This is a genomic window from Salinisphaera shabanensis E1L3A (assembly GCF_000215955.2).
Lineage (GTDB): Bacteria > Pseudomonadota > Gammaproteobacteria > Nevskiales > Salinisphaeraceae > Salinisphaera > Salinisphaera shabanensis.
Genome location: NZ_AFNV02000001.1, coordinates 289,110 through 300,444 on the forward strand (window position 1 = coordinate 289,110; position 11,335 = coordinate 300,444).

10 protein-coding genes are annotated in these 11,335 nt (G+C 63.8%); 6 read left to right on the top strand and 4 right to left on the bottom strand.

The window, feature by feature from the left end; all coding sequences use genetic code 11:
- Window positions 1-70: 70 nt before the first annotated feature.
- From coaE to SSPSH_RS01345, 3 genes are all read left to right on the top strand, one after another.
- A complete protein-coding gene (gene coaE, locus SSPSH_RS01335; protein ID WP_006913156.1) occupies window positions 71-712 on the top strand; it encodes a dephospho-CoA kinase in 642 nt (213 codons plus the stop codon).
- A gap of 80 nt (window positions 713-792) precedes the next feature.
- Window positions 793-1,563, top strand: coding sequence for a cell division protein ZapD (zapD, locus tag SSPSH_RS01340; protein WP_006913155.1), 771 nt, complete (start codon window positions 793-795; stop codon window positions 1,561-1,563).
- A gap of 5 nt (window positions 1,564-1,568) precedes the next feature.
- On the top strand, window positions 1,569-1,772 hold the full coding sequence (locus tag SSPSH_RS01345) for a DNA gyrase inhibitor YacG (protein WP_006913154.1): 204 nt from the start codon (window positions 1,569-1,571) through the stop codon (window positions 1,770-1,772).
- A gap of 38 nt (window positions 1,773-1,810) precedes the next feature.
- Here SSPSH_RS01345 and SSPSH_RS01350 read toward each other — a convergent pair whose 3' ends face one another.
- From SSPSH_RS01350 to secA, 3 genes are read right to left on the bottom strand one after another with little or no spacing between them, the layout of a single operon-like run.
- Complete coding sequence (locus SSPSH_RS01350) at window positions 1,811-2,782, bottom strand: Nudix family hydrolase (protein ID WP_006913153.1); 972 nt, start codon at window positions 2,780-2,782, stop codon at window positions 1,811-1,813.
- A 6-nt stretch (window positions 2,783-2,788) separates the two neighbouring features.
- The gene (argJ, locus tag SSPSH_RS01355) at window positions 2,789-4,003 is read right to left on the bottom strand and encodes a bifunctional glutamate N-acetyltransferase/amino-acid acetyltransferase ArgJ (protein ID WP_006913152.1); all 1,215 of its coding nucleotides are present in this window, start codon (window positions 4,001-4,003) and stop codon (window positions 2,789-2,791) included.
- A gap of 6 nt (window positions 4,004-4,009) precedes the next feature.
- The gene (gene secA, locus SSPSH_RS01360) at window positions 4,010-6,811 is read right to left on the bottom strand and encodes a preprotein translocase subunit SecA (RefSeq protein WP_006913151.1); all 2,802 of its coding nucleotides are present in this window, start codon (window positions 6,809-6,811) and stop codon (window positions 4,010-4,012) included.
- A gap of 161 nt (window positions 6,812-6,972) precedes the next feature.
- Between secA and SSPSH_RS17630 the strand changes: the two genes are divergently transcribed.
- Window positions 6,973-7,422 (top strand): DUF721 domain-containing protein, encoded by a 450-nt coding sequence (locus SSPSH_RS17630; protein ID WP_006913150.1) that lies wholly within the window; start codon window positions 6,973-6,975, stop codon window positions 7,420-7,422.
- A gap of 32 nt (window positions 7,423-7,454) precedes the next feature.
- Here the strand turns inward: SSPSH_RS17630 and SSPSH_RS01370 are convergent, their stop codons facing one another.
- Window positions 7,455-9,173, bottom strand: coding sequence for an ABC transporter ATP-binding protein (locus tag SSPSH_RS01370; protein WP_006913149.1), 1,719 nt, complete (start codon window positions 9,171-9,173; stop codon window positions 7,455-7,457).
- Between the two features lie 146 nt (window positions 9,174-9,319).
- On the opposite strand from SSPSH_RS01370, the gene SSPSH_RS01375 reads away from it, so the two are divergent.
- Together SSPSH_RS01375 and SSPSH_RS01380 are read left to right on the top strand one after the other, a co-directional pair.
- Window positions 9,320-10,333, top strand: a complete 1,014-nt coding sequence (locus SSPSH_RS01375; RefSeq protein WP_006913148.1) for a glycosyltransferase family 2 protein — start codon at window positions 9,320-9,322, stop codon at window positions 10,331-10,333.
- Window positions 10,333-11,335, top strand: a 1,003-nt coding sequence (locus SSPSH_RS01380; protein WP_021031274.1) for a glycosyltransferase, incomplete at its 3' end; no start/stop codon positions are given. The genes SSPSH_RS01375 and SSPSH_RS01380, both read left to right, overlap by 1 nt.

Below are 11,335 nucleotides of genomic sequence, written 5' to 3' on the forward strand. Positions count from 1 at the left end.
TTGTCTAAGGCATCGTCGCCCAAGGCGACGCCCCGGCGTGCTGTATTCCGGCTGCAAAGGACAGTAGCAAATGCCGAGTAGTCTCGTCGTCGGCCTTACCGGCGGCATCGCCAGCGGTAAATCCTTGGTTTCCAGTGCTTTCGAGCGATTGGGTGTCACTGTTATCGATGCCGACGTGGTCGCCCGCGACGTGGTCGAACCCGGCCAGCCCGCCCTGGAAGAAATCGTCGAACGCTTCGGTGCGGAGATCGTCGACGAGCAGGGTCGGCTACGGCGCCGCGCATTGCGCGAAATCGTGTTCGCCGACGATGTCCAGCGCGCCGAACTCGAGCGCATTACCCACCCGCGTATTCGCGAAGAACTGGCGCGCCGCCGCGATGCCGCCCAGTCCGACTATTGTCTGCTCGTGGTCCCGCTGTTGGCCAAGTCGAGCATGATCGACCTGGTCGATCGCGTGCTGGTCGTCGATGCACCCGAAGGGGTGCAAATGGATCGCCTGATGTCGCGCGACGATATCAACGAGGATCTGGCACGCCGCATGATCGCCGCCCAGGACAGCCGCGCTCAGCGTCTGGCCCTGGCCGACGACGTGCTCATCAATACCGGTCCGCGCAAGGATATTGCCGATCTCGCCGCTGCACTGCATGCCGGCTATCTGCGCCTGGCACACGGTGAAGTGGCCGATCTGCCGCCGTTGCACCTGCCAGGCTGAGCCTGCGCGGCGCAGAGCACTTTGATTGGTCAGTGCAGACGCATAGACTGATCGCCTAATTCATCCAATGAGGGTTGTCTGTGGCAGACAACGGCGCGTTCTGTTACGAGCAACCGCTCAACGAACGTATAAGAACCTTTCTGCGTCTTGAGCATCTGATCGCGCGCCTGCGCCATCACGAAGCCGACGAAAGCCCGTGGGGCCGTCGAGCAACGCTGGGCGCCCTGATCGATATCCTCAATGTGATGTCGCGCTACGACACCCGCGCCGAGGTCAGCAAGGAACTGGGCAGTCGCTATGCGGCGTTCGAAAAACTTGCCGACCGCGACGATGTCGACGACCGCGCACTCAAGCAGGTTCTCGACGAACTCGACACCATGGGGCGCGCGATGCAGACCATGCCGCCGCAGTTCGCCTCCTATCAGCTGCGTGACAACGAGCTGCTCAACAGTCTGAACAACCGCAGCCCGATAGCCGGCGGCGATTGCGGCTTCGATCTGCCCGCCTTTCAACACTGGCTGTCACAGAAAAACGCAGATCAGACCCGCGATCTGAAAGCCTGGGCCGGACATATCCAGCCGTTCGAGCAGTCCATCAGCATGCTTTTGCGCCTGTTGCGCGAGAGCACCGCCGCGGCCCTGCATACCGCCAAGAAAGGCGTGCTCGTTCATAATATGGATCCCAACACCCAGCTTATCCGCGTGTTGCTCGACGATGCGCGCGTCTTCCCCGAGATTAGTGCCGGCCGCCACCGCGCCACGATTCGCTTTGTCGAAATTCAAGACAAGAAACTGCGTGTGCGCCAGTACCCGTCCAATGTCGAATTCCGTATGGCCTGCTGCCGCTTCTGAAACTGATGACCAAGAAGATTGAATGCCCGCAATGCGGCAAACCGGCAAAGATCGGTGCCGATAATCCGTACCGCCCGTTCTGCTCGCGTCGCTGCAAGCTGATCGATCTCGGCGACTGGCTCGACGAAAGTAATCGCATTCCCGACCCGGCCGGCTCAGCCGGCGGCATGATGCCCGACGAATCCGACGATTCGGGTACGCCGCACTAGGCGTACCACGGGCATTTAAGCCGGGCGATCGCCGCGGCTCAATGCTCGCCGGGCCAGAAAGCCCGAATTGCCGCCACCCCCTGCGCATTATGACGATGCGCGGTCGTCAGATCCGCCTCACCGAGCCCACCCAGCGCATAGACCGGCAGCGCATGATCGGCGCGCGCGGCCACCCAACCGTCCCATCCTAGCGCTTGCGCACCGGGATGCGTCGGCGTCGCCGCCACTGGCGAGAGCACGGCAAAATCGGCGCCCCGTTCAGCAGCTGCCGCCAGATCGGAACGGGTATGAGCCGACACGGCCAATAAGCCCCCCGGCTCCAGCTGCGGCCGCCCCGTTTCGAGCAAGCGTGCCACCGGCCAGTGCAGCCCATCGGCTCCCACGGCCCGGCATAACGACAGCGACCGATCGACGAGGACAGCGACATCGTGCTGGTGTGCCGCTTCGACCACCTGGGCGGCCAGTGCCTGATAGGCCGCGTCGTCCAGCCCCTGATCTCGCAGCCGAAGCAGGCGCGTGTGAGGTTGTTCGAGCAGACGTTCGAGCCGGGCCCACCATCGATGTGGCTCAGCAGCGCTGAGCGCTGGCGTTATCGCATACCGTGACGGCAGATCGAGCGCGCAGAGAATCACATCGGTTGCCGGCAGCAAGGTGTAATCGGCAAGCGAGTCGCGCTCGGCCCAGGCCAGCTCCTGCCCTTCCAGCCCACGCGGTTCGCCTTGCCAATGATCGATACGCCAGACGTGCAAGCGCACCGGGCGCTCGCCCTTGGTGTGGGTAAATCGGATCAGCGGCGTATCGAGGCGGCAGTCGCTCACACCGATTTCCTCGGCCAACTCGCGCGCCAGACAATCGCGCATCGGTTCGTCGCCTTCGCGCTTGCCGCCGGGGAATTCCCACAGCCCCGCGCCCGGCGTGCCGGCGCGGCGCCGCGCGATCAGCACGCGCCCTGCATCATCGACCAGAATGCCGACCGCGATATCCAGCGGCGCCTGCTTATCCGACGTCATCAATACTCAACTACGGTATTCGGCGTTGATACGCACGTATTCGTAGGACAGATCGGAGGTCCAGATTCGTGCGGACGTATCGCCACGACCCAGATCGATGTTGATCGTGTATTCGCTCTGACCCATCACCGCGGCGGCATCGACCTCGGCATAATCATCACGCGGTTCGCCGTCGGAAACGATCGCAACATCGTCGAGCGCGATGGCCACACGATCGATCGAAAAAGCCTGCACGGGCGCACGGCCGACCGCCGCCAGAATACGACCCCAATTGGGGTCGCCGGCGAAACAGGCGGTCTTTACCAAGGGCGAATGCGCGACCGTGAAGGCGACAGCACGTGCTTCGTCCACATCACGCGCACCGGTCACGTCGAGCGTAATGAAACGCGTTGCCCCCTCCCCGTCGCGCACTATGGCCTGGGCCAGCTCGCGGGCGAGATCGGTCAAGGCGTCGACGAACGCCGACCAGCCCGGCGAGGTCGGCGCGAGTGTCGCCCCCGTCCCGGTGGCACAGGCAATACAGGCGTCGTTGGTGGAGGTATCGCCGTCTACAGAAATCGCGTTGAAAGAGCCCTGCATTGCGGCTCGCAGTGCTTTGTCCAGGGCATCGGCGTCGATCGCCGCATCGGTTGCGATGAATGCCAACATGGTCGCCATATCGGGGCGAATCATGCCGGAACCCTTGGATATACCGGTCAGCGTTACGCATGTGTCATCGCCGATATCCACGCTGCGCGTCGCGCCCTTGGGCACGGTATCGGTGGTCATGATGGCCTGTGCGGCATCTAGCCAGTTATCGGAGGTCAGACGCGCACCGAGTGTTGCGATACAAGCCTGCATGCGCTCAACCGGCAGATGCTGGCCTATCACACCGGTGGAAAACGGCAGCACTTCGTCGGCCTCGATCGACAGCGCGGCGGCCACGCTTTCGCAACAGGCCAAGGCATCGGCTTCACCGCGTCGACCGGTGCCCGCGTTGGCATTGCCGCTATTGATCAGTAGCGCACGTACCCTTCCTGACGCCGAATGGCGCTGGGCTACACGTACCGGCGCTGCCGCAAACGCATTCTGCGTAAACACGCCGGCGACGGTCGCGGTATCGGCGAGCTTGAGCACCGCCATATCGTTACGACCCGGCTTTTTGATCGCCGCTTCGCCAACGGCCCATTCCGCGCCTGCAATAGGCGCCAAGCGCGTCGGCGCGCTGAGATTAACGGCCATATCGGTTCAGTCTCGCCCGTGACAGTGCTTGAACTTCTTGCCCGAACCACAGGGACAGGGCTCGTTACGACCAATCTTACGTTCGTTTCGAACGAAGGTTTCCGGCCGTTGGTCACCGTCGCCCGGCTCACGCGTGACCGGCGCATCCGAGCCCGGCAGATTGGCGCGCGCCGCTTGTTCGGCCGGATCCGGTGCTTCGGCGTCCGGCTGTTGCTGAGCCGCTGCGGCCGCGGCAACCGCCTGGTCGGCAGCGCTGGCTGCTTCGGCATGCTGGAAGTCGAGGTTTTCCATTTGCTTGCGGCGTTCTTCGCGCGCTTCCTCGGTCACTTCCGCGCGTACGCGCCCGCGTGCCAGCACCGTGACTGTTTCGTGTTTGAGCCGCGTGAGCATGTCGTTGAACATCTCGAACGCTTCACGCTTGTACTCGTTCTTCGGATCCTTCTGGGCATAGCCGCGCAGATGAATACCCTTGCGCAGGTAATCCATCGACGCCAGGTGTTCGCGCCAAAGGGAGTCGAGCACCTGGAGCAGAACCGCCTTTTCGATCTGGGCGAGAACTTCAGCGCCGGCGTCCTCACGCTTGGCCTCATAGGCCTGCTTCAACTCGGTACTGATGCGCTCTCGCAGACCTTCTTCGTCGAGCGTCTTGTCTTCATCGAGCCATTGCTGAAGCGGCAGTTCCTGACCGAAATCGCGCTGGATCGATTCCACCAGGCCGTCCACGTCCCACTGTTCTTCGAGACTCTGTGGCGGAATGTGCTGGCTAACGACATCGTTGACGACTTCGTCCCAGATGTTTTCGACGATATCGCCGACATCGTCGGCATCCATAATTTCGTTGCGCTGCTCGTAGACCACCTGACGCTGGTCGTTGGCCACGTTGTCGTATTCGAGTAGCTGCTTGCGGATATCGAAATGGTGGGACTCGACCTTGCGCTGGGCGTTCTCGATCGCACGCGTCACCCATTTGTGTTCGATCGCCTCGCCTTCTTCCAGCCCGAGGTTCTGCAGCATGGAACGCAACCGCGGGGGCGTGAAGATGCGCATCAGGCTGTCTTCGAGCGACAGATAGAAACGTGACGCACCCGGATCGCCCTGACGGCCCGAACGGCCGCGCAACTGGTTATCGACGCGCCGCGATTCGTGACGCTCCGAGCCGATCACATAAAGACCACCCGCTTCGAGAACCGCTTCGTGTGTCTTGGCCCATTCATCGCGAAGCCGCTGGCGCCCGACCTCGTCGTCTTCCATGGCCTCCAGCGCTTCTTGGATATTGCCGCCCAGCACGATATCGGTACCACGGCCGGCCATGTTGGTCGCAATCGTCACGGCACCCGGCCGCCCGGCCTGGGCGATGATCTCGGCCTCGCGCTCGTGTTGCTTGGCGTTGAGCACTTCGTGACGAATGCCAAGCTGGCGCAACAGCCGCGATGAAAGCTCGGAGGCCTCGATCGAAGCAGTACCAATCAGCACGGGCTGCCCGGCTTCGCTGGCGCGCTTGGCTTCTTCGGCGATGGCCTGGAATTTCTCGGCGCCCGTCATGAAGATCTGGTCCGGCAGATCCTTGCGCAGCAAAGGCTTGTTGGTGGGGATGACCACCACTTCCAGCCCGTAGATGGTCTGGAACTCGTAGGCCTCGGTATCCGCGGTGCCGGTCATGCCGGAGAGCTTGTCGTAGAGCCGGAAGAAATTCTGGAAGGTAATCGAGGCGAGCGTCTGATTCTCTTTCTGAATCTTGACGCCTTCCTTGGCTTCGATGGCCTGATGCAGGCCGTCCGACCAGCGCCGACCGGGCATGGTACGGCCCGTGAATTCGTCGACGATGACGATCTGGCCATCGGCGATAATGTAATCCACATCGCGCTGGTAGAGCACGTGTGCGCGCAGTGCCGCGTTCATATGGTGCATGAGCGCGACGTTGTTGGCGTCGTACAGGCTTTCACCTTCATCGAGCAGGCCTGACTCGCGCATGAGCCCTTCGACCTTCTGGTGCCCATCCTCGGTCAGGAAAACCTGCTTGTTCTTTTCTTCCGGCGAGTAGTCGCCCGGCCCGTCCTCTTCTTTCTGTTCGTCCAGATGCTTGACCAAGCGGTCCACGCGCATCGAGGTTTCCGGATCGTCGTCGGTCGGCCCGGAAATGATCAGCGGCGTACGCGCTTCGTCGATGAGAATCGAGTCGACTTCGTCGATGATGGCGTAATTGAGCGGTCGCTGAACGCGATCCGCCGGCGAAAACGCCATGTTGTCGCGTAGGTAGTCGAAACCGAATTCGTTGTTCGTGCCATAGGTAATATCGCAGGCATAGGCCGCACGCTTGGCCTGCGGGTCCTGGCCGGAAAAGATTACGCCAACAGTCAGGCCCAAGAAGCGATAGAGGCGCCCCATCCACTCCGCGTCACGACTGGCCAGGTAATCGTTGACGGTGATGATGTGCACCCCATCAGCCGGCAGCGCGTTCAGATAGGTCGTCAGCGTGGCAACCAGCGTCTTGCCCTCGCCGGTTTTCATTTCGGCGATCTTGCCCTGATGCAGTACCAGGCCACCGACGAGCTGCACATCGAAATGGCGCATGCCGAGTACACGCTTACCGGCCTCCCGGACCGTCGCAAACGCTTCGGCAGTCAAATCGTCGAGTTTCGCGCCCTGCTCGAGCCGCGCCCGAAACTCTTCGGTCTTGGCTTGCAGCTGCTCATCACTCAGTGCTTCGTATTCCGCCTCGAGGGCGTTGACCGCGCCGACGATGCGGTGCAACCGCTTGACCACCCGCTGATTACGGCTACCGAGAAGCTTGGTCAGAAAATTGCTCATGAACCCTCGTCGTCTCGCCCGCTCGAATCGGCCCGCACGGATCGCGCCCGGTCAATTCAAAAGGGGCATGATACCGCAGCCCCGGCACGCCTTTAAGTGACGCGTGTCGGCTGCGCCTGATACGCTTTTCGCGTGCCCTTGTTATAGCTGTGGCCGTTACTATGGGGACGACCCCGCTTTCGATCCAGTCCTTGCTGCATACAGCGACCCCCGACATCGCCGATCTGCTCGGCCGGGCGCGTTTTCTCGAGCGCATCCGGGCCGCGTTGCTGGAGATTCTGCCGGCGGCGGCCGGCCCGCTCGTGCGGGTCGCGGCCTATGATCAGTACCGGCTCACGCTGCACGTCGGCCATGCCAGCTGGGCTACCCGGCTGCGCTATATGCAGCCGGCGATCGCCCAGGCGCTGGCCCAGCGCATGAAGTTGCATATCGAGTCGGTACAGATCCGCGTGCGCATTGCGCCCAGCGACACGACGCCACCGGTCAAACCCCGCTATATCAGCCCCGACAATCGCACCCACATAAGACAGATCGCATCCTACGTGAGCGACCCGCAGCTGGCCGATGCGCTCCAGCGACTGGCGCTGACCGGCGCGACGGATAGCACCTAGTATCCCTTCGACGCCGATCAGTGCGGCGCTGCTCAGCCAGCTTCAGCGCTCGCCTGATCCCGGTTCAGGCGCCAGGCCTTGCCGTTCTCGATCCGATACACATGATCGGCCAGTTCCATGAGCGTCGGCCGATGTGAGATCGCCAACACCGTGTAGTCACGGCCCAGCCCGCGCAGGGTCTGACTGACCGCGCGCTCGGTGGCCGGGTCGAGCGCGCTGGTGGCTTCGTCGAGAATCAGCAGTTTGGGCCGATGCGCCAGCGCGCGCGCGATCACGATGCGTTGCCGCTGGCCGCCGGAAAAGCGTGCCCCATGCTCGCCGACGACGGTGTTCGCGCCTTCTTCAAGCTCGGCGACGAAGCCGCTTGCGCCAGCCTTGTCCAGCGCCCAGAGCGCATCCGCTTCGGTGATATCGGCGTTGCCGATACGGACATTGTTGAGAATCGTATCGTGCAGCAACACCGTGTCCTGCGGCACATAGCCGATCATGCCGCGCCATTTGCGGATATCGATATCGGTGAGCGGCACGCCGTCGACGAGCACGTCGCCCTTGCCGGCACGCAGCAGGCCGATGATCAGGTCCACCGCCGTGGTCTTGCCCGCGCCCGACGGGCCGATGAGCGCGGTGACCTCGCCCGCCGGAATCTCGAGCTCGAACTGTTCGAGCACGCGCGAGTCGCCGTAGCCGAAATCCAGCGCGGCCAGATGGATTCCGCTCGTCAGGGTCGGCGTGCGACTGCCGAACGGCTGCTCGCGTGCGGCCCGCGCCTCGTCCACCGCTTCGGTCATGGCCCAGTAGAAAGCCTCCTTGGACGCCAGCTTCTGGTATTCCTGCTGCACCTTGCTCAGGCGCGTGAGCATGCGCGCCAGCACGATGGTCAGCACCATGATCTCGGCCAGCTGCAGTTTCCAGATCAGCAGCGAAACCGCCACGCCGGCGACCAGCACCAGCCCGATCAGCAGTTCCTGCATTGCCTTGAGAACTTCGCTGGCCAGCACCTGCGTGCGCATGGTGGCGTTGAGTTCGCGCGTCTGACGCTCCAGCAGGTCGTCCATTTCGCCTTCGCGGGCCATGGACTTGAGCGGCTTGAGCGACGACAGCGAATCAGTCATCAACGACATGAGTTGCTGGAAGAGACCTTTCTGGCGCCCACCGGCGTCGCGCGAGATCGACACCATGACCTTGAGCAGGCCGAAAATCACCGCGCCCACCGCCAGCGCCAGCAGCGCGATCCGCCAATTGATCAGCAGGGCCACACCAATGAACACCACCGACTGCGACAGCAACGCGGCCAGCGCTGCCACACTCTGAAAAGCGCTGGCGCTGCTCGATGCCTCGGTGGAGATCGAATTGGCCAGCCGGCCGGTGCGCTGACGCAGGAAATACTCCCAGCGCGACGCCGACAGCGCCCGCAGGAATGCCAGCCGTACATCGGTCGCGATGGCGGCGACAGTGAAACCCACCTGGCGATAGGCCAGCAGGGTCAGCAGCGCCTTTATGACCAGGCCCACCAGCACGATCAGAACCATCGTGCCGATGGTCGGGCTGATCGCCAGATCATGCAGGGCCGCGGTAAGAAAATCCGAGGTCTTCTCGTCGACCATACCGCTCTGGTTGCCGGTGGCAATCGAGAGCATGGGCAACAGTGTCGACAGGCTCAGGCCTTCGGCAATACTGGCGACGATCAGGCAGCTCCAGACGACCAGACACTGGGCCGGGTACTGCTTGAAAAAGGCTTTGATCAGTTGCACGCTATCCGCTCACGCCCCGTTGAAAGTGTATTTTACAGCTTCGCCTGCCCCGGCGATGGTCCGCATTGCTGCGGCACGGCCCGTCGCGCGACCGGTTATCCTATCGGTTTTGCGCCAGTCCCGCTGGCCAGACGTCTGTGCATGCCATGCCCAAAGTCACGGTCTTGATCCCCGTCTACAACCGCGTTCGCTTCATCGGCGACGCCATCGACAGCGTGCTCGCGCAGACGTTCGACGATTTCGAACTGCTGCTGGTCGATGATGGCTCGACCGACGGCAGCCAGGACACGATTCGCGCCCACGCCGACCCGCGGATCCGGTTGATCGAAAACCCCCGCAATCTCGGCATCGCCGCGACCCGAAACCGCGGCATCGAGGCCGCGCGCGGCGAGTATCTGGCGTTTCTGGACAGCGACGACCGCGCCCTGCCCGATCGACTGGCCCGGCAGGTAGTCTTTCTGGACACGCACCCGGATTTCGCCGCGGTGGGCAGCTGGATCCGCTGGATCGACGACAGTGGGGCCACCCGTGGGCGTACCAAGCGCAAGGCCGCCGACCCCGATCAGATCGCCGCCGAACGCCTGTTCCGCTCCTGTCTCGAGAACTCCACCGCCACCGCGCGCACCGCTGTTCTCAAGGCCTATCCGCACCGCGAGGACTACCGGCTCGGCTCGGACTACGACCTGTGGGCCCGGATCGCCGCCGATTACCGTCTCGCGGCAATCCCGCAGGTGCTGGTCGAGCGCCGCCAGCACGACAGCCAGGCCAGCGACGAACGCAACCCCGACTACAAGCGCTGGCGGCTGGCCATTTTCGCCGACCAGCTCGACGCACTCGGCATCGATTTCGACGATGAGGACCTGGAGCATCATTACGTGCTGCGCCGGATGCACAAGGAAGCCTTTCGCCCCGACCACGCCTATCTGGACTGGACCGAATCCTGGTTCACCCGCCTGCGCGAGGCCAACGCCGCGCGCGGCTTGTATCCGGAGCCGGCGTTCTCGGCGGCGCTCGGTGCCTTCTGGAGCAAGACCTGCTGGTTTGCCCTACCCCGCCTGGGCCCGGCGGCGCTGGTGCGCTTCATCCGCTCGCCGCTGCGTGCCACTATCTGGCCGGGCCTGCGCGAGGAAGCGCGCACGCGCTTGCGCCTGGGCACCTGATGCCACCGCCCCCTTCGACCGACCGGGTACGACTGGCTCTGTTCACCTCGGCCTTGACCGGCGGTGGCGTGCAACGTTCGCTGCGCAATCTGGCGGTCGCGCTCACCCAGGCCGGGTACCAGGTCGACCTGCTGGTCTGTCACTGCGACGACGCGCAGGCCGCGGCACTTGCCGACGCCGGCGTCCAGGTCATCACGCTGGCGCGGTCAGCGCCGCTGGTGGGGCGTGCACTGGCCTTGCGCGCCGACCCGGCAGGCCTCGGACCTCTGGCACCGACCGTGCTGCTGCCGCTCAAGACCTGGTCCAAGGTGCGCTATATCGCCGCCCTGCGCGACTATCTGAGCTCGGCGCGGCCGACCGGGCTGCTATCGGCCATGACCCAGTGCAATCTGGTGGCGCTGTGGGCGCGCGCGCTCGCCGGCATCGACTGCCGTGTCGTGGTCAGCGAACGCAATATGCTGTCAAGCTTCGTCACTCGTCATTCCGGCAAATCGCGCTGGCGACATCTGCCGGCGCTGGTCGCACGCAGCTACCCACGTGCCGACGCGATTGTCGGTGTCTCCCAAGCGGTGGCGGACGATCTGGCCGAATGCAGCGGCCTGCCGCGCGCGATCATCACCACCGCGCCCAATCCCGTGGTCGACGACGCGCTGCGCCGCGCGGCAGGCAGCCGATCGGACCATCCCTGGTTTCGCGCCGGCGAGCCGCCGGTGATTCTCGGGGTCGGGCGTCTGCTCGAACAAAAGGATCCGGAGACGCTGCTGCGTGCTTTTGCGCAACTGCGCCGTCACCGGCCGGCCCGACTGATGCTGATCGGCGAAGGCCCGCTGCGCGCGGGGCTGGCAGCGTTGGCCGAAGAGCTCGGGGTGACCGACGATGTCGCTCTGCCCGGCTGGGACGACAACCCGTTTTCGGCCATGGCCGCGGCCCGGGTGTTCGTGCTGCCGTCGAAGTGGGAAGGCCTGCCCGGCGTGCTCATCCAGGCGCTCGCCTGTGGCTGGG